Annotated in this window: 18 protein-coding genes; 7 read left to right on the plus strand and 11 right to left on the minus strand. The window is 55.8% G+C overall.

Annotated elements, in window-relative coordinates; all coding sequences use genetic code 11:
- Positions 1–206 precede the first annotated feature (206 nt).
- Both trpB and queA read right to left on the minus strand, forming a co-directional pair.
- Positions 207–1,418 (minus strand): tryptophan synthase subunit beta, encoded by a 1,212-nt coding sequence (trpB, locus tag HMPREF2541_RS00665; protein ID WP_070541267.1) that lies wholly within the window; start codon positions 1,416–1,418, stop codon positions 207–209.
- A gap of 122 nt (positions 1,419–1,540) precedes the next feature.
- Positions 1,541–2,572: a tRNA preQ1(34) S-adenosylmethionine ribosyltransferase-isomerase QueA gene (queA, locus tag HMPREF2541_RS00670; protein ID WP_003822695.1), complete on the minus strand. Its 1,032-nt coding sequence runs from the start codon at positions 2,570–2,572 to the stop codon at positions 1,541–1,543.
- 238 nt (positions 2,573–2,810) lie between these two features.
- On the opposite strand from queA, the gene HMPREF2541_RS00675 reads away from it, so the two are divergent.
- Positions 2,811–4,967 carry an AsmA family protein gene (locus HMPREF2541_RS00675; RefSeq protein ID WP_070541269.1) on the plus strand — a complete coding sequence of 719 codons (2,157 nt, stop codon included), beginning with the start codon at positions 2,811–2,813 and terminating at the stop codon, positions 4,965–4,967.
- A gap of 245 nt (positions 4,968–5,212) precedes the next feature.
- On the opposite strand, the gene bfr (HMPREF2541_RS00680) is transcribed toward HMPREF2541_RS00675, so the two are convergent.
- The 3 genes from bfr (HMPREF2541_RS00680) to tldD all read right to left on the minus strand — a co-directional run bounded on the left by bfr (HMPREF2541_RS00680) (position 5,213) and on the right by tldD (position 8,194).
- On the minus strand, positions 5,213–5,686 hold the full coding sequence (gene bfr, locus HMPREF2541_RS00680) for a bacterioferritin (protein WP_003822693.1): 474 nt from the start codon (positions 5,684–5,686) through the stop codon (positions 5,213–5,215).
- Positions 5,687–5,718: 32 nt separating this feature from the next.
- On the minus strand, positions 5,719–6,183 hold the full coding sequence (gene bfr, locus HMPREF2541_RS00685) for a bacterioferritin (RefSeq protein WP_003822692.1): 465 nt from the start codon (positions 6,181–6,183) through the stop codon (positions 5,719–5,721).
- 559 nt (positions 6,184–6,742) lie between these two features.
- Positions 6,743–8,194, minus strand: a complete 1,452-nt coding sequence (gene tldD, locus HMPREF2541_RS00690) for a metalloprotease TldD (RefSeq protein ID WP_035580323.1) — start codon at positions 8,192–8,194, stop codon at positions 6,743–6,745.
- A gap of 447 nt (positions 8,195–8,641) precedes the next feature.
- Here tldD and fabI point away from each other — a divergent pair, with 447 nt between their 5' ends.
- The 5 genes from fabI (at position 8,642) to ribD (ending at position 14,285) form a co-directional block, all read left to right on the plus strand.
- Positions 8,642–9,430, plus strand: coding sequence for an enoyl-ACP reductase FabI (fabI, locus tag HMPREF2541_RS00695; protein ID WP_070541271.1), 789 nt, complete (start codon positions 8,642–8,644; stop codon positions 9,428–9,430).
- A 167-nt stretch (positions 9,431–9,597) separates the two neighbouring features.
- Entirely contained in the window at positions 9,598–11,226 is a 1,629-nt protein-coding gene (locus tag HMPREF2541_RS00700) for a YdgA family protein (RefSeq protein WP_049258775.1), read from the plus strand.
- Between the two features lie 66 nt (positions 11,227–11,292).
- Entirely contained in the window at positions 11,293–11,688 is a 396-nt protein-coding gene (locus HMPREF2541_RS00705; RefSeq protein WP_003822683.1) for a hypothetical protein, read from the plus strand.
- A gap of 300 nt (positions 11,689–11,988) precedes the next feature.
- Entirely contained in the window at positions 11,989–13,020 is a 1,032-nt protein-coding gene (gene ruvB / locus HMPREF2541_RS00710; RefSeq protein ID WP_003822681.1) for a Holliday junction branch migration DNA helicase RuvB, read from the plus strand.
- Positions 13,021–13,190: 170 nt separating this feature from the next.
- Positions 13,191–14,285: a bifunctional diaminohydroxyphosphoribosylaminopyrimidine deaminase/5-amino-6-(5-phosphoribosylamino)uracil reductase RibD gene (gene ribD / locus HMPREF2541_RS00715; protein WP_070541273.1), complete on the plus strand. Its 1,095-nt coding sequence runs from the start codon at positions 13,191–13,193 to the stop codon at positions 14,283–14,285.
- A gap of 230 nt (positions 14,286–14,515) precedes the next feature.
- Here ribD and HMPREF2541_RS00720 read toward each other — a convergent pair whose 3' ends face one another.
- The 5 genes from HMPREF2541_RS00720 to HMPREF2541_RS00740 all read right to left on the minus strand — a co-directional run bounded on the left by HMPREF2541_RS00720 (position 14,516) and on the right by HMPREF2541_RS00740 (position 17,282).
- On the minus strand, positions 14,516–15,379 hold the full coding sequence (locus HMPREF2541_RS00720; protein WP_049258808.1) for an NAD-dependent epimerase/dehydratase family protein: 864 nt from the start codon (positions 15,377–15,379) through the stop codon (positions 14,516–14,518).
- Positions 15,380–15,479: 100 nt separating this feature from the next.
- The gene (locus HMPREF2541_RS00725) at positions 15,480–15,860 is read right to left on the minus strand and encodes a hypothetical protein (RefSeq protein ID WP_049258771.1); all 381 of its coding nucleotides are present in this window, start codon (positions 15,858–15,860) and stop codon (positions 15,480–15,482) included.
- A complete protein-coding gene (locus HMPREF2541_RS00730) occupies positions 15,857–16,264 on the minus strand; it encodes a thiol-disulfide oxidoreductase DCC family protein (protein WP_246824957.1) in 408 nt (135 codons plus the stop codon). Before HMPREF2541_RS00730 ends, HMPREF2541_RS00725 begins: the two co-directional genes overlap by 4 nt.
- A gap of 63 nt (positions 16,265–16,327) precedes the next feature.
- Positions 16,328–16,735, minus strand: a complete 408-nt coding sequence (locus HMPREF2541_RS00735) for a hypothetical protein (RefSeq protein WP_049258807.1) — start codon at positions 16,733–16,735, stop codon at positions 16,328–16,330.
- A gap of 64 nt (positions 16,736–16,799) precedes the next feature.
- Complete coding sequence (locus tag HMPREF2541_RS00740) at positions 16,800–17,282, minus strand: DUF2269 family protein (RefSeq protein ID WP_003822674.1); 483 nt, start codon at positions 17,280–17,282, stop codon at positions 16,800–16,802.
- A gap of 145 nt (positions 17,283–17,427) precedes the next feature.
- Between HMPREF2541_RS00740 and HMPREF2541_RS00745 the strand changes: the two genes are divergently transcribed.
- Positions 17,428–17,826 carry a hypothetical protein gene (locus HMPREF2541_RS00745; RefSeq protein ID WP_003822672.1) on the plus strand — a complete coding sequence of 133 codons (399 nt, stop codon included), beginning with the start codon at positions 17,428–17,430 and terminating at the stop codon, positions 17,824–17,826.
- 87 nt (positions 17,827–17,913) lie between these two features.
- Here HMPREF2541_RS00745 and HMPREF2541_RS00750 read toward each other — a convergent pair whose 3' ends face one another.
- Positions 17,914–18,294: a DoxX-like family protein gene (locus HMPREF2541_RS00750; protein WP_035580314.1), complete on the minus strand. Its 381-nt coding sequence runs from the start codon at positions 18,292–18,294 to the stop codon at positions 17,914–17,916.
- Positions 18,295–18,556: the final 262 nt, after the last annotated feature.

Raw genomic sequence — 18,556 nt, forward strand, 5'->3', positions numbered from 1 at the left:
TATGTGCGCTATAAACGGTAGTTCGTATAATGTATATTATGTAAAATTATTCGTAAGTAATATTGAATCGTATGCCTGAGTTGTATACAGATGGCTTTCTAATTATGCTGATCTTTTAGGATATACGCGTTCAAAAAACGCCGAAACGGATTGATTGACCATTTCGGCGTTTATTTATTATTGCAGAATAGATTTAAGCAAGGGGCTTAGGAAGCAAAATTCAATTTACCTAACACGAAGTCGATATCTTTATCGCCACGGCCGGAAAGATTTACTAGCAGGCGTTTGCTGCTGTCGAGTTCTGCGGCACGGCGTAAGGCATAGGCAACGGCGTGGGCGGATTCGAGAGCGGGAATAATACCTTCTTCGCGTGAGAGTGCCAGGAAGGCGCTGAGGCATTCGGCATCGGTGGCGGTTTCGTAGCGGCCGCGGCCGATATCCTTCAAATGGCAATGCTGCGGGCCGACGCCGGGGTAATCCAGACCGGAGGCAATAGAATGTACGGCAGCGGGTGTGCCGTCTTCGTTTTGCAGGTAGTAGCAGTTGAAGCCTTGGATATTGCCGAATTTGCCTTTGGTTATGGTGGCAGCGTGGTGGCCGGGCTTGTCGAGGCCTTCACCGGCCGGCTCTACGCCCACCAAGGCTACGGATTGGTCGTCCATAAAGGCATTGAACAGGCCGATGGCGTTGGAACCGCCGCCCACGCAGGCGATGACTTCATCCGGCAAACCGCCCTGCTCGCGCTGGAATTGTTCGCGCGCTTCGTGGCCGACAATACTTTGGAAATAGGCCACCATTTCGGGATACGGTGCGGGGCCGACCACGGAGCCGATGGCAAACATGCTGCTGTCGATTTGTTCCAGATAGGCGGCGAAAGCGCTATCAACGGCTTCTTTGAGCGTGCCTGCCCCGGCGGATACGGGCACGAGTTTAGCGCCGAGGATTTTCATGCGGGATACATTGGGGTGCTCTTTGGCAATATCGACCACGCCCATGTGGATTTCGCATTCGAGGCCGAGCAAGGCGGCGGCGGTGGCGAGCGCTACGCCGTGTTGGCCTGCGCCGGTTTCGGCAATCACTTTTTTCTTGCCGAGTTTTTTGGCCAGCAGCACTTCGCCGATGCAGTGGTTGATTTTGTGGGCGCCGGTGTGGTTGAGGTCTTCGCGTTTGAGGAAGATTTGCGCGCCGCGTTTGGATAGTGTGCGGGCATGGTAGATGGGGCTGGGGCGGCCGACATAGGTGGCTTGTAGGCGTTTCATTTCTTGGATGAATTCGGCATCATTCACGATTTGGCGGAAGCCGTGCTCAATTTCGGCCAGGGCTTGTGCCAGTGCGGGATGGCCGATGCGGCCGCCGTGTTGGCCGAAATTGCCGTTGCTATCGGGAAGAATTAGGGAGTGGAGCTGCTCTTGAATCATGTTTTTTCCTGGTTGGTTTACTGGAGAATGGTTTCGTTTTACAACAGTTTGTATCCCAGTTTCAAGTAGCCTTTTAATATTTCAGGCTACCTGAAATAGAAGTGGCCGCCCTGCCCTGTTTTTCAGGTAGCCTCTGCTCGGGTAAGCAACATCGCATCGCCATAGCTGAAAAAGCGGTATTGCTGTTCGATGGCGTGGCGGTAGGCGGCGCGGATGTGTTCGACGCCGGAAAAGGCGCTCACCAGCATCAGCAGAGTGGATTTGGGCAGATGGAAGTTGGTAATCAGGCCATCGGCTACCTGAAAACGGTAGCCCGGGGTGATGAAAATATCGGTATCACCCTCGCCTGCTTGCAGATGGCTGTTTTGGGCGGCGGCTTCCAGGCTACGCATTGAGGTGGTGCCGACCGCCCATACGCGTTTGCCGTTTGCTTTGGTTTCCGCAATGGCTTCAACGGTTTCAGTGGGGATGCTATACCACTCTTTATGCATTTTGTGTTCGACAATATTTTCGCTGCGCACGGGCTGGAAGGTGCCGGCGCCCACGTGCAGGGTAATTTCGGCGCGGTGGATGCCGTTTGCCTGCAGTTGGTTCAACAATTCAGGGGTGAAGTGCAGGCCGGCGGTGGGGGCGGCAACGGCGCCTTGGTGTTTGGCGTAAATAGTTTGGTAGCGCTCGTCGTCGGCTGCATCGGCAGCGCGCTCAATATAGGGTGGCAGCGGCAGGCGGCCGGTTTGTTCGAGAATTTGGTATACGTTGAGGCTACCTGAAAACCGCAGCTTAAAAAGCTCGCCTTCGCGTTCTTCCATTTGCGCCCGAATACCGCCGTCAAATTCCAGCAGGCTGCCGGGTTTGGGCGACTTAGAGGAGCGGATGTGCGCTAGGGCGCAGTGTTCGTCCAACACGCGTTCAATCAAGGCTTCAATGCGCCCGCCGCTGGCTTTGTGCCCGAACAGGCGGGCTTTCATCACTTTGGTGTTGTTGAACACGAGCAGATCGCCGGCTTCGAGCAGGTTTGGCAGCTCGGCAAACAGGCGGTCACATAGGAGGTCGCCTGAGCGGGCATCGAGCAGTCGGCTGCTGCCGCGCTGTTCGGGCGGCTGTTGGGCAATCAGGTGTTCGGGCAGGTGGAAATCGAAATCGGCAAGCTGCATGGCACAGTAGGCAGACGGAGAAAAGCGGGCATTATATAACCATTTTGCTTGGGTGTTTGGGGTTTGCGTTTTCAGGTAGCCTCATATCGGCCAAGGCTACCTGAAAAATTGGCAAGGGTATTAAACCGATATTTTCAGATTACCCTCCTCCACCTCTGAAAAAATCAGCTAAAACCCTTGCCAGACGGGCATAAAGCAGCTACCTTTCGTTTGATTCCCTATTGCGTACGGTATTTCGATGAGCAAACAGCTGTATTCCGGCAAAATTTGGAGCAAACTCTGGCTGAAAGCGCTGCTTTTCGGCCTGGTTTTGTTGGCATTGTGGCTGGGTGCATCATTCGGTTTGAGCCGATTGCTCAGTGAAGCCCGCATCCGCCAAACCGCCAACCAAATGCTTACCGCACAAGACCAGCAGCTGAATTTTGATGGCCGCCAAATCGAACGCGGCTGGTTTCCCTACCCTTATGTGGTGCTGCACCAAGTGGGGTTGAGCCGTACGCAGGAAAACGGTCAAACGCTGAATGCCGAGGCCGTGCGGCTTTCATTTAGTTGGTCGGCTTTGTGGGGCGATGTGTCTATCCACAGCCTGCATCTGCAACGTGCCAGCATCAGCGCGCGTCGGCTGGAAAGCGGGCAATGGGAAGTGGCTGGGTTTACCGCGAATAAAGCAGAAAGCAGCACCCTGCCCCGCCGGATCGAGCTCGACGATTGCTCCCTGCGCCTGCAATACGGCGAACAAAGACAAACCCTGCGCCAAGTGTCTGGCTTTATCGATCGTGCCGCCGAAAACTTTAGCCTCTCTGCCAGCCTGTTTACCCCGCAGGAATACCGGATAGAAGCTTCCGGCGCTTATAGCGGCAGCCACTTTGAACAACTCCAAGCCAATTTGGCTGGCTTCCTACCCAATGGCCAGCCCTTTACCGCCGCCTGGCAAGGCAATGCCGACTATACTGCCGAGCAAAGCCGGCTCAATACCAAAGACGGCCGGCTCAGTATCCAAGTTCCTGCCTGGTCGCTCAATATTGATGGCAATACCCGCAACTGGCAATTCTCCCCCGACAGCGTCGTTTTGCCTGAAACCCACATTGTCTTCAACATCGAAGCTGACAACAGCCAACCATCGGCTGAAACCGTGCGGCATAGCGGCAGTGGCAGCATCAACAAAGTTTCCTATCAAAACCGCACCTTAGCAATCGCTGGTTTCCAACTCAGCGGTGCAGTGGAATACGAGCAAGGCAGCAGCGGCTACAGCGCCAACGGCCGCCTCCAAGCCCAGCCCGGGCATTTTCAAATCGACAACCTCTACCTCAGCACCCGCCACAACGCCGCCCCCGGCAGCATGCCCTATCTCTCCGGTCAATGGCATGGCCAAGCCACCGGTAATAGCCAAAACTGGAAAGCCGAATTGCAAGGTAGCCTCGACAACAGCGAAGGCTACCTGAAAATTTCCGGTAGCCTCAACGAGCAAGGCCACAACATCGAAGCGGCTCTCAGTCTGAGTAAACTTTCGCTCAGCAGCTATCTCGAAACCAAACGCCCCGCCCCTGCTACCGAAAACACCGCAGCCCCCCTGTGGCTGCAATACTGGCCGCGCGCCCTGCGTCATCGCCAAATCCAGCTTACCCTCGATATCGGCACGCTTGAAAGCTCCGGCCTGCAAATCCAAAACTTCCACAGCACCCTGCACCTTGATGCCGACAAGCTCGAAGCCCAAACCATCAAAATGCAGATGTATGAAGGCAATGCCGAAGGCAGTGCCGTGTTGCACCGCGGCAGCCGGCCAAAATGGGAAACCGCTATCCAATTCAACAACATCCAAATCAAACCCTTGCTGCAAGACGCCTTCCGATTTAACCATCTCAGCGGTCGCGGCAACGCAGCTTTCCGCCTCGGTGCAGAAGGTCTCAAACGCAGCGAATGGCACACCACCCTGGCCGGGCAAGGCAAAATCGTGCTCGACAACGGCGCTTGGCAAGGCATCAACCTTGGCAAACTCCTCAACAAGCCAGAGAATCTACCCGCCCAAAACCTGATCCGCTACAACGCCGAGAGCAACACCCCCTTCCGCCATTTCAGCATCGAAGCCAGTGTAGAAAACGGCATCGGCACCACGCCCAGCCTCAGCCTGCAAAGCGACAGCCTCAATCTCAGCGGCCAAGGCAGCTTCGACATTCGAACTGCCACCCTCAACTACGCCGTGCTCGCCAGTGCCGGACAAGACCTCTGGTTGCCGTTGAAAATCAACGGTAGCATCAGCCGTCCCAACTTTGCCCTCGATTACCAACGCATTACCAGCAATCTGCAAAGCCCCGAACAAAAACAACGCGCCTTGCAAGACGTGCTGCAACAGCAATGGCAGTGGATACAGAAACTGCCGGAGAACCAACAGCCATAGCTGTGCCACCTTGCTTCCAAATTTGCTTATCTTTTCCTAGTAATAAGTTTCAGGTAGCCTAAACCGGCCACACAAAGGCTACCTGAAAGCGGAAGCCTTAGCGCAGTTAAAACTTGCAGCGTAATTTTTCAGGTAGCCTGCTACTTGAAGCGGATTGATCCCACAAAAAACAGCCTGTCGCTGAAGCGTACAGGCTGTTGCTATTTGGAAAGGGCTTTGCCGAGTTTGGCAGTGGTGTAGTGTTTTTAGTCCTCTTGCGCCCCAAGTTGCAGGTAGTTCTGCAAGCCCAAATTTTCCACTAGATCCAGCTGGGTTTCCAGCCAGTCGAGGCGTTCTTCGTTTTCGTCTTTCTGTTTTTCCAACAGCTGGCGGGAAACGTAGTCCTGCTTTTCTTCGCACACGGCAATGGCTTCTACCAATGCCTGGTGTTTGTCTTGCTCTTTTTGCAGGTCGCAGCGGATGATTTCTTCGGTATTTTCGCCAATCAGCAGTTTGCCGAGCTCTTGCAGGTTGGGCAGGCCTTCCAGCAGGAGGATGCGCTCGATCAGGTCATCGGCTGCTTTCATCTCGGTGATGGATTGTTTGTAGAAATAACCGCCCAGCTCTCCCAAGCCCCAGTTTTTCAGGATGCGGGCATGCAGGAAATACTGGTTGATGGTAATGAGCAGGATGCCCAAATTTTTATTGAGCTGGCGGATAACTTCGCGATCGCCTTTCATGCGTTTTCCTTTCTGTATTACAGCTGGCTTTATTACAGCTGGCTTTGCAGATAATTCTGCTCGCCAACGAGGTCGATAAGGCGCAGCTGTTGTTCGAGCCAGTGGGCGTGATCTTCTTCAGTGTCTTTGAGCTGATTGATCAGCAAATCACGGGTTACATAGTCTTGCTTTTCTTCGCACAATTTGATGCCGCGTTTGAGGTTTTCGCGTACTTCGTATTCGGTATCCAAATCGAATTGCAGCATTTCGCGCACATTACGGCCGATGCGCACGGGAGCGGGCACCATCTGTGGTGTGCCGCCGAGCATCAGGATACGGCGGATGAAATCGGCGGCGTGGCCGGTTTCGTCTTCCATTTCGTGGCCGATACGCTCGAAGAGCTTGGTGTAGCCCCATTCGTCGTACATGCGGGAGTGGATGAAATATTGATCGCGGGCGGCAAGTTCGCCGGCCAAGAGTTGGTTCATGTAGTCGATAACTTCTTTGTTGCCTTGCATTGTTTTGCTCCTGTGAATAAATAGAATGATGCGTGTAATGGCAGCAGTAATATATGCTGTCGTTTCAACTTGGTGGATTATACGCAGCTTAATGCGAAAATTCTCATATCGCGCTTATTAATGCGAATAATTATCCTGAAAAATAAGCGATTTCTTTTCAGTATGCAGCAGAAAATTTCAGAAAAATAAAATGGTTAGACAGCTTAGTTTAGCCAACTGAATCTGCCAATGATTATCAATGGATAAAATATTTACTTTTCTTTGCACTTAATAGTGTGTTTTTTAGGAATTTCATTAGAAACATTGGCTTGTGTGCGCATGATAACTATTGCTATTTCATTAGGCGCAACGGGCTATTTTCTGGTCTTGCCTTCTGTATTGGTAAAGGCTACCTGAAAATGGGTTCCTGCGAGGAAAACAGTTTTCAGGTAGCCTTTTGGTTTTGAAACTTGGATTAAATACATCTTCATACCAAGCGATGATGCACTAACAATGCAAAAGCAAGATACAGCAAAGGCTACCTGAAACACCTTTCAGGTAGCCTTTGCCGACAAGTCTATCAAGCAGTTTCGCTGCCGCCAACAGTTAAGCCGGCATCGATACGCAGCGTGGGCTGCCCCACGCCCACGGGCACGCTCTGGCCTTCTTTACCGCACACGCCGATACCGCTGTCGAGCGCCATATCGTTGCCGATCATGCTCACATGTTTGAGTACTTCCGGCCCGCTGCCGATGATGGTAGCGCCTTTCACGGGGTATTGCAGCTTGCCGTTTTCCACCCACCACGCTTCGGAGGCGCTGAACACGAATTTGCCGCTGGTGATGTCCACCTGCCCGCCGCCGAAGTTCACGGCATACAGGCCTTTTTCGATTGAGGCAATGATTTCTTCCGGCTCGCGGTTGCCGTTTTGCATGAAAGTGTTGGTCATGCGCGGCATGGGTGCGGCAGCGTAGCTTTCGCGGCGGCCGTTGCCGGTTACTGCCATGCCCATCAGCCGGGCATTGGTTTCGTCTTGCAGGTAGCCAGCCAGGATGCCGTCTTCAATCAGCACGGTTTGGCGGGTGGCGTTGCCTTCATCGTCCAGATTGAGCGAGCCGCGCCGCAGCTCGATATTGCCTTGGTCCACTACGGTTACGCCTTTGGCTGCCACGCGTTCGCCCAAACGGCCGGCAAACGCGCTGGTGCCTTTGCGGTTGAAATCGCCTTCCAGCCCGTGCCCTACGGCTTCGTGCAGCAGCACGCCCGGCCAACCGCTGCCGAGCACCACGGTCATGCTGCCGGCGGGCGCGGGACGCGATTCCAGGTTGACTAAGGCCTGTTTTACCGCCGCCTCCACATAACTGCGCAGCCGCTCTTCGCTGAAATAATCCAGCCCGTGCCGCCCGCCGCCGCCAAAGCTGCCCACTTCGCGCCGCTCGCCCTGCTTGGCCACCACGGTAATACTCAGGCGCACCAGCGGGCGGATATCGGCGGCGGTGATGCCGTCCAGCCGCGCCAGATAGATTAAATCGTGTTCGCAAGTCAGCCCGGCCATCACTTGCACGATGCGCGGGTCGGCAGCTTTGGCCAGCTGCTCGACACGGTTGAGCAGCGCCACTTTGGCGGCTGAATCTAAGCCGGGAATCGGGTTATCCGGTGTGTAGAGTGCAACCTGTTGGCGGCTGGCTGAACCAGCCAGCTTAACTTGCCGCTCCTGCCCCGTCGCACCAATGGTGCGTACCGCTTCTGCCGCCTGCCGCAATACGGCCGGGCTTAGGCTGTCGGCATACGCAAACGCGGTTTTCTCACCCGACACCGCCCGCACGCCCACGCCTTGATCAATCTGAAAACTGCCGGATTTCACCATGCCCTCTTCCAAATGCCAGCTTTCATAAGCAGTGCGCTGGCAGTAGATGTCGGCATAGTCCACTTGATGGGCGGAAATGGCAGATAAAGCACGGGCGATTTCGTCGGTGCCCAGTTGGTTGGCGTGCAACAGTTGCGTGGAAACGGTGGAGTGCGCTGTGTTCATGGCGTTAAAGGATTGAAAACGAAAGTCGGGCGGCATTATATAACGGCTGGGCAGTTGCTCGTATTGCCTGTTGCTAGGATTGTGAAAATAAATCGCACCCATGCGCATCGATAAAAATATTTTCCATTTAAATATTGATAACAATTATCGTTTGTGTATAATAGCCGCAACCCCTTTCTTATGGGGCATAGCTGAAGAAGCTATATCTACCCAATTCCACAGGAGTGCGCCTAGCGAAACCAATTGCTTAATATCCCAATACTCAAAACCGAAAAGTTGAAGCCCGCTGCCGAAAACAGCGGGTTTCGGCTGTTTGCAGCACACGCAAAACAGCGCCGGATTTACTCTGGCACCTTAAATTAAGCTATAATGCCCCGCTTTTGGGCGCAGGCTACCTGAAAACCAAACAGCCTGCACACAGACAACTTCCCCCCGAGGACAAGAAAAATGGGCTTTTTGCAAGGCAAAAAAATCCTGATTACCGGCATGATTTCCGAGCGTTCCATTGCCTACGGTATCGCCAAAGCCTGCCGTGAACAAGGTGCTGAGCTGGCGTTTACCTATGTGGTAGACAAATTGGAAGAGCGCGTGCGCAAAATGGCGGCCGACTTCGGCTCCGATTTGGTATTCCGCTGCGATGTGCAAAATGATGCTGAAATTGAACAAGTATTTGCCGACCTGGGCAAAAAATGGGATGGTCTCGACGGCCTGGTGCACGCTATCGCCTTCTCGCCCAAAGAAGCCCTCAGCGGCGATTTCTTAGACAGCATCAGCCGAGAAGCCTTTGAAATTTCACACGACGTTTCCGCCTACAGCCTGCCCGCGCTGGCTAAAGCAGCCCGCCCGATGATGCGCAACCGCAACAGCGCCATCCTTGCGCTTACTTATCTGGGTGCCGTGCGTGCCATACCCAACTACAACGTAATGGGCATGGCAAAAGCCAGCTTGGAAGCCGCTATCCGCTTCACTGCCGCCTGCGTCGGCCCCGAAGGCATCCGTTGCAACGGTATTTCCGCCGGCCCGATTAAAACCTTGGCTGCCGCCGGCATTGCCGATTTCAGCCGCCTGCTCAACCACGTTGCTTCGCAAAACCCGCTGCGCCGCAACGTAACCATCGAAGAAGTGGGCAACACTGCCGCCTTCCTGCTGTCCGACCTATCCTCCGGCATCACCGGCGAAATCACCTACGTGGACGGCGGCTACAGCATCAACGCCCTAAGCGGCACCGGCGCCTAATTTTTCGCCCGATTTAGCCCGTTAAGGGCACACAGGCTACCTGAAAACAATTTTAACGAAAGTAAAAATCCGTTTTCAGGTAGCCTCTTGCTTGCCCAGCACCAAGACAGTGCCCCGTTTTGGTGTTATCCTTGCGCTTTCCTAATATCACGCATTTTGGTTGTTGCATGAAAAAACTCCTTTGGCTGTTCTCCGGCCTCATCCTGCTGCTGGCCGCCCTATTCCTCGGTGCGCCCTACTATCTCGGCATCAAAGCCGAACAAAGCCTGAACAAACAGCATGAAATCCTAAGCCACACATCCTTCTTGCAAGTCGAATCCCGCCGCTACGAGCGCGGCTGGTTCAGTTCGCACGAAACCACCGTGGTGCGCTTCAAGCCCACCTTCCTGGCGCAGCTGCAAGACAAACTGCCCGACAACATTAAAACTATCCTCACCCAGCCCATCACGCTGGAGAGCAACATCAAACACAGCCTGTTTGCCAACGGCAGCATGCCCGTACGCGCCGTGGTAGACACCGAATTCGTTTTCCAGCCCGAAAGCCGCGAAATACTGCAACGCTTCTTCGGTAGCCAAGCCCCTGCCAACCTGCGCAACGTGATCCAACTCAACGGCAACGGCCGCCTCACTTGGCAGGTGCCCGCTTTCAAATATCAAGAGCTCTCCGGCATTGCCATTAATTGGCAAGGTCTCGAAGGCAGCACCGACTACGCCAAATACTTCACTGAATACCAAAGCAACCTGAATAACCCCGGCCTCACCATCACCCTGGCCGACAAAGGCAGCGTTTCCTACAAAAACCTCCAGCTGCACACCGAAACCCGAGAAGGCAGCCACAACCTTGCCTTGGGCAACAGCAAGCTCACCCTTGGACAGGTGGAAGTGGAATGGAAAGACAGCATCAACTATGACATCCGCCTCAACGATGTGCTGAACATGGTGTCCGACCTGCAAATCGGCAGCTTCATCAACCCCTATGGCCAAGTGCCGCCCGCCAAAATCACCCTCAACGACCTGCAAATCGAAACCCGCATGGATCAAGACGGCCGCTGGGTGAATACCGAAGGCAAATTCGGCTTTGCCAAGCTCAACTACGGCAGCGACAACTACGGCCCGCTGGCCATCCACGTGAGCGCAGAACACCTAGATGCCGAAAGCCTCGCCGCGCTCAAAACCCGCCGCGACCAGCTCATCACCCAGCGCCTCAGTGACGAGCAAATGCGCGAAGCCCTGCTTGCCGCCCTGCGCAACGAAGCCGCCGGCCTGTTTACTAACGATCCCGTTATCCGGCTCAAACAGTTCGACCTCACCACCCCGCAAGGCATGATCAGCGGCAACGGCGAACTCAAATTCAGCGGCCTTACCGCTGCCGATTTGAACGATATCGACAATCTGCTCGCCAAAACCGACGCCGATTTCCACATCGCCGCGCCGCAGCAAGTGATCGAACGGCTCACCGCCGCCCAGGCCAAAAACTACATCAGCGTCGATCCATCCCTACCCGATGCCGACCACGAAATCAAAGAAGCCGTGCGCCTGTGGCTCGACAGCGTGCTCGAAAGCATGGCGCGCCAAGGCTACCTGAAAATCGATGGCAACCAAATCGTGAGCACCCACATCGTCGTGCGCAACAAAACCTTCAGCATGAACGGCAAGCGCATCGAATCGCAAGCCGATGAAAACCTGTTGCCCGACAGCTCCCTGCCCGCCGATTCCAGTGCCCCGGCCACGCCGGCATCCGTACCGGCCGCAGCCTCGGCTGCTTCCGCCCCGCCGAAGGGCGCATCCGCTCCCTAGCCCAGCAACAGAAGGCTGCCGTTTCAGGTAGCCTTCTGATTATTTTCCAAGCAAGCGTTGCACAAAATGAGCCAGCCTCCCTACCCGCCCGCCGCCTATCCAGAAAAAGTAGGCACTTACCCCGCCCACTGCCATTCCGGCGGCGGCTATTTCTACGACGACGTGCTCGAATACCGCGTGTGGTGCCATCCCGAGCGCGGCGCCCCCGATTTATATGACGGCGACGACTACTTCCATGCCTTCGCCACCCATGCCGAAGCCCTCGCCTTTGCCCAAGGGCAGCCCGGCAGCGAAGCCCCGCTCGTCCTCGTCCGCCAGCAAGAATATATCGACGAACCCCAACCCGGCACCTTCATCCGCCGCACCGGCGAACGCATCACCGAATGGCTGCCGGAATGGCTGGAAAATAGCCGGCGCCAGCCCGGCTCAATCGAAGCCTTTCTAGCCCAACAGGCTAACTGAAAGCAAACGCACTGAGCGCCGGCAAGGCAAACGGCAAGCCCAAGCAAATTTCGCTAAAATGCAACCGGACACAGCAACACCACTTTCAGGTAGCCCCACCTGCTGCTCCTCCGCCTCCCCAAAAGGCTATCTGAAAACGAAGCAAAGCGGAGTTTCTGCGAAGCTAAAACAATGTTTCGGCGCAGCCGAAGCTGAGCCTACAAAGCTAATTGGCAAAACCAAGGCCGTGCCGTCGTAAAAACCAAACAAAACCGCAATCAAATTAACCCACTAAGGCTACCTAAAACCCCATTCCCTATCATGCTCCACACCGATTCCCTCACCGCCGCCGAACCAGAACGCCTCATTACCGCCCGCCAGGTTTCCAGCCAGGAAGAGCAGCTCGAACGTGCCCTGCGCCCCAAAACCCTCGCCGACTACATCGGCCAGGCCAAAACCAAAGAGCAGCTCGGCATCTTCATCCAAGCCGCCAAAAAGCGCGGCGAAGCCCTCGACCACACCCTCCTGTTCGGCCCGCCCGGCCTGGGCAAAACCACCCTCGCCCACATCATCGCCAAAGAACTCGGCGTGAACCTGCGCCAAACCAGCGGCCCCGTGCTCGAGCGCGCCGGCGACCTCGCCGCCCTGCTCACCAACCTCGAGCCGCACGACGTACTATTTATCGACGAAATCCACCGCCTCAGCCCCGTGGTGGAAGAAATCCTCTACCCCGCCCTCGAAGACTACCAGCTCGACATCATGATCGGCGAAGGCCCCGCCGCCCGCAGCGTGAAAATCGACCTGCCCCCCTTTACACTCGTTGGCGCCACCACCCGCGCCGGTATGCTCACCAATCCCCTGCGTGACCGCTTCGGCATCGTCTCCCGCCTCGAGTTCTACAGTAGCGCCGACCTCGCCACCATCGTTTCCCGCTCCGCCGGCCTGCTGCAAATGAGCCTCGACGATACCGGCGCCTTCGAAATCGCCCGACGCAGCCGCGGCACCCCGCGCATTGCCAACCGCCTGCTGCGCCGTGTGCGCGACTACGCCGAAGTGAAAAGCAACGGCCGCGTAGATGCCGCCCTGGCCGATGCCGCCCTGCAAATGCTCGATGTGGACAACGAAGGCCTCGATATGATGGACCGCAAATTCCTCGAGGCCGTACTGCACAAATTCGCCGGCGGCCCCGTCGGCCTGGACAACATCGCCGCCGCCATCGGCGAAAGCCCCGACACCATCGAAGACGTGATCGAGCCCTACCTCATCCAGCAAGGCTTCCTCCAGCGCACCCCGCGCGGCCGCGTCGCCACCGAACGCAGCTACAGCCACTTCGGCCTGCCGTTTAAGCCTTGAAAGCTAGCTGAAACCATCGCATCCTTTTAGCTTCGCAGAAACTTTGCTTTGCTTCGTTTTAGCTTCGCAGAAACTTCGCTTTGCTTCGTTTTCAGGTAGCCTTTCTTACTGTTTAAAGGCTACCTGAAAACCTTATTTAACCAGTTTCCCCTATCCGTCCCTTACTCAACATGCCCCAATTCTCCCATGCCGACCACGCCCTGATGCAGCAAGCCATTGCCCTTGCCTGGCAAGGTCGTTTTTCCACTTCGCCCAATCCGCGCGTCGGCTGCGTGATTGCGCAGGGCGGGCAGATTGTCGGCCAAGGTTTCCACCTCAAGGCCGGCGAGCCACATGCCGAAGTGCACGCCCTGCGCCAGGCCGGCAGCGCCGCGCAAGGCGCCACCGCCTACGTTACCCTCGAACCTTGCGCCCACCACGGCCGCACCCCGCCCTGCGCCGAAGCACTGATCCGCGCCGGCGTGCGCCGCGTGGTGGCTGCCATGCAAGACCCCAACCCCTTAGTGGTGGGCAAAGGGCTGGCCATACTTGAAGCCGCCGGCATTCAGGTAGCCTGCGGCCTGATGGAACGCGAAGCGCGGCAGCTCAACCGCGGCTTCCTCTCCCGCATCGAACGCGGCCGCCCGTTTGTAAAGCTGAAAACCGCTGCCAGCCTCGACGGCAAAACCGCGCTCGCCAACGGCCAGAGCCAATGGATTACCGGCGAAGCGGCGCGGCACGACGTGCAAATCCAGCGCGCCGAAAGCTGCGCCGTGCTCACCGGCATCGGCACCGTCCTGGCCGACAACCCGCGCCTCACCGTGCGCGACTTCCCCACTTTGCGCCCCCCGCTGCGCGTGCTGCTCGACAGCCGCCTGCGCCTACCCGCCGGCAGCCATCTGCTCGACGGCAGCGCCCCCACGCTTATCTACACCTTGTCCGACCGCCCAGCGCCCGCCGGAGCGGCTGAAATCTGCCGTTTGGAGGCTGATGCCCAGGGCCGCCTCAGCCTGAATGCCGTGCTGGCCGATTTGGCCGCGCGCGGCATCGGCGAGCTGATGTTGGAAGCCGGTGCCACGCTGGGCAGCGCGTTTTTGGCACAGGATTTGGTGGACGAAATCGTCTGCTATCAAGCGCCCAAGCTGCTCGGCGGCGCCCAATCGCCCACTCTGTTCAGGCTACCTGAAAACCCCGCCGCCCTCAGCCGCGAGCCCGATTGGCACACCGTGGGCATCGAACAGCTGGGCGACGATATCAAATGGGTGCTGCAACGGCGGCGCGGCTAAATACCTGCATCCCTTCCCGCCTCTGGTTTCCATCCTTGCCAGCTAGGCAAACCTGCCACTGATTTCGCTGCCAAATCACTCCACCACCTGCGGAGGAAGAACAGATTGCCAGCATAAAATAGTTTGCCTATTACTCTTCTCTAAGGCTGCCTGAAAACGCTAAGAGGCTAACTGAAAAAGGAATTTCCACTTTTCAGGTAGCCTCTTTGGCTTACGGCATAAGCTCGGTGCTATGCGCCAATATCTTCCGCTGCTGCAAACTGTTCTACCGACAACGGCGGGCAGCCGAGCAGCTCGGCGAAGGCCTGGCTATCAGCGCAAGAGCCTTGTTGCAGCAAGGTAAAACTATCCTGGCTGACGATGCCGTTGCTGAACAGTTTGGCCAGCGGCAACACCGGGCGCAGCAGCGGCAGCGGGATCGGCAGCACGCGCTGGGCTGGCTTGCTGTGTAGGGTTTGGCGCAGGATGTTGAGGTATTGTGCCAGTGTGAGAGAACGGCTGCCCGTCATATTGAGTACCGTGCCGTGCGGCAGGCTGCTGGTTAATAAATCAGCCAAGCCCTGTGCCACATCGGCAACGTGGACGGGCTGCACGTCAAAACAGCCACCGTTAGGCAAAGCGATAATGGGCAGGCGGGCAAGGCGGATAAACAGCTCGCAGCTCGCGCCACCGTGCCCATACACGAGCGATGGGCGGGCAAGCAGTACGCGCATCCTGTGTGCCGTGCCGATTTGGCACACCGCTTCGTCACCCCGCCCTTTGCTGCCCACAAAAGCCACGCGGTGCTTCGGGTCTGCGCCTAATGCGGACAGCTGCACCCAATGCAGCACGCCTTGTTCCGCCGCAATTTTTGCCAACAGTGCTGGCGTGTGGTGATGCACTATTTCCAGCACGTGCTCATCACGGCTCATCACGCCGATACAGTTGAACACGGCATCGGCGCCGTTCAGAATGCTGCGTGCGGCAGCCTCGTTTGGCTGTAAGTAGTCAAACTCACTGCGTGATGGAGTGCGCAGCGTGTGGCTGTGCGCGCGCAGGATTTTGGCAACGCGGCTGCCAATAAAACCGCTTGCACCGAAGAGGACGATGTTCATCATGCCTTAATTTCTTTGGATAAAATTTTTCAGCTAGCCTTTTGTGCGGGCAAGAGGTGGATTTTCAGGTAGCCATTGTTTCAGGCTACCTGAAAGCGTTTTAATACCGCATCAGCAAACGGCGCGCCGTAGCGTTTTGCCGGCGGCAGTAGGCCTGTTTGCGCTGCGGGTTGCGGCTGAAGGCGCGAGCCTCGGTAGCAGGGCCTTCCACATAGGCGTTCAGCTCGGCTTGCACCCGTGCGGCATCGGCGGCATAGCGGGTTTCCAGCAGGCTGTTGCAGCGTGCCACTTGGCGCAGGTGGTTTTCAAATTTATGCTGCGGAATGTTTCCCGCTGAGGCATCAGGCGGGCAAGGCATGGTAAATACCATGATTTCCATATTGTCTTTAAGCACTTGGCGGCAGCGTGCCAGCTCCGGGCTTTCAGCAACGGCCTGTGCGGCGAGAGGCAGGAGCAGCATGGATAGCCAATATTTTTTCATTTTTTCGTCCTTTCTTTCGGTGGGATTCGGCATACGCCGCCTTCGCATCCGGGGCGCGGAAGCAGCCATTTGGGAAATTGGTAACGGTGGCGGGCGAACCACGGATAAAGCCGGTCGGCCAGTTTGTTTAACAGCGGCAGATTGGCCAGTTTCACCAGTGCAAAGCCTTGGTAGCCTTCGTACATTTTGCGCACAGCGGCCATTTTTTGCAGCATCACGCCGTCGTCCGTTAAAACGTGCAGGTAGGTGAGCGCGGCTTCGGTGGTGATGTCGTATTGCGCCAACACGGCTTCGCTGCCCTGTATCGGCACGGCTTCCATAAATCCGGCGCGGCTATCCTGCATGATAAGTTCCATCTCCCGCACGCAGATCGGGCATTCGGCATCGTAGAAGATTTTATGCATTCTGTTTCTCCCAATCATGTTCACTCGCTATTGCCTACCACTACTCGGCACAGGGGTGAAATCTTATCCTTTTGATGTTTCAGTTGGTATGTTACAGTCTATTTCGGGCTTCACGCCCTCAAAACCACTGCGTTGCAGCACCTGAATCTGTTTGCGTACCAAATAGGCCAATACCAGCAGCAAACTCACGCCGCCAAACACGGCCCAGCGTAGGGCGTAAAGCAGGTTATCTGCCAAACTGCGCTCGAAATTCGGCGCAAATAGCAGCACGCACAACAGCGGCGTAAACAGGGTTAGGCTCAAATACAACCGCTGCCAAAAAATACCGCTGATTTCCTTCACTTCATCGCGCGGGTCGTTACATAAAAACGCCAGCACCCGCCGCAAAGACACACCTAAAACCAGCCAGCACACCAGGCTCACCGTTAAAGACACCATCACCAAAAGTAACATCACAGATAAAGTATGCATCATCATTCTCCATTTTCAGTTTAACAATCTTTTGTCGGGCGCCTCCGCAGAGGCAGACTCACATCTACATCGGCTTCAACACCATCAGGAAATACATCACCACCGTGGCACAGAAGGCCGGATAGCCCAGCATTTCCCACCAAAATTGATAGCGTTTGTAGCTGGCCGACAGCGTATTTTCGCCCGCCTGCCAAGCCGCAGCCGCCTGGCGCGCCATCTTGATTTGCAGCCACACCACCGGCAGCCAACACACCCCCGCCAGCGCATACAGCGCCAACGTCCACTTCACCCACAGCCATGCCCCGCCCCACGTGAGCGGCATGCCTAAATAATGCAGCATCCACAAACCCGAGAGCGGCTGGAAAATCACCGCCGGCGTGGTGAACCACCAATCCGCCTTCATCACCCATTTCGACACCACCGCCTGCGCCGCCACCGAGCCGGAACGGTTCGCCCAAAACAGATAAAACGCCGTGCCGAAGCCCGTACCCACCATCAGCGTGGCCGAAATAATGTGCAGGGTTTTGACGATTAAATACGTGTTCATTTTGTTGCTCCTATTGAAATTCGCCTGTGCAGGCTACCTGAAAAAATTCAAATTCCCTTTGATTTCAGCGCATCACGCGTCTTGCCGCGTACCACGCTTTTCCGTTATCCTGACGGCCACGTTTCCCTCTTGAAAACCACCGCCCATGCTTGCTGCCTATCTTATTTACACCACATGGATAACCACCTGCGCCGCCTTTGCCTATGCCACCATCCGCCGCCCCGCCACGACCAGCGCCAGATACATCGATTATTTCGCCCTCGCCTTTTTCGGCATCACCCTGCTGCTGTTCGGCTGGCTGTTTGTCGTGCAAGGCATCACGCCCTTCATGCAGGGCAACGCGGACAGTGGACGCGGTTATCAGGATTGGCACTTATGGCTTTTGGCTTTTCCCTATCTGTATATCGGGCACATCGCGCTGCTTGTGTTCAACACTACCCGTCTGCTGCTGCCACCCTATCCACCGCGTTTTGTTCATTACGCCGCACTGCTGCTTACCTTATTAAGTGGCTGGCACGTTGGCGAATTTATGCCGGCTGCCTAGCAGGCTCTTTGGGCAAACCGCGAATCCGGATGGGCGGCTAACTAAACTATTTCAGGTAGCCTGAACGACGGTTGCCCAAGCACGCATTTAGCCTGCTGCAATGCCATCCCGCTCCCTACTCCCAAGTACCCATAATGCCGCCAAAATCGGCACATTTTTAATCAGCGGCGCAAACGGATGCAGCCACATTTCAGGTAGCCTGTACGCCACAATCGCGCTGTAGCCCAGTACTACGGCAAATTGTGATAGCCATACAAAACGGTAATTTCTGAATTTTGTGAAACATAAGATCCCAAAAAATATGTCTAAAGCCGATGAGGCATAAAACGCTACCGCCTGCCATTCTGCCGCAATGCCTGCCCTCCCCAGTAAATCCAGCGACATATCTGCTGCCGTCAGAGCAGGCTGTATCCCGCTCCAAAGCCATAAAAAACCCATCGAAAACCGCAATACGTCAAGCCGCTTCATTTTCAAACCTTTCGGACACACTATTCTGTCCAATACCGCCTTGCTCACTGCACCGCAAGGCGCAGTTATCATGATTGCTGCCGGCAGCTAAAGAAATATCACTGCCGAAATCAGCACTCCGGCCAACCAGAGGCTGCCTCAAAGGCTACCAACCTCCAGCCAGCAGAATCCCTAACTACCCACGCCTTGGTAATGATGCAGGCTACCTGAAACTTGTTTATCCATTATTTCCTAAATTTCTGTTTAAAGAGAAATAAAGATT

The organism is Eikenella sp. HMSC061C02 (genome assembly GCF_001809035.1).
Taxonomy (GTDB): Bacteria; Pseudomonadota; Gammaproteobacteria; order Burkholderiales; family Neisseriaceae; genus Eikenella; species Eikenella corrodens.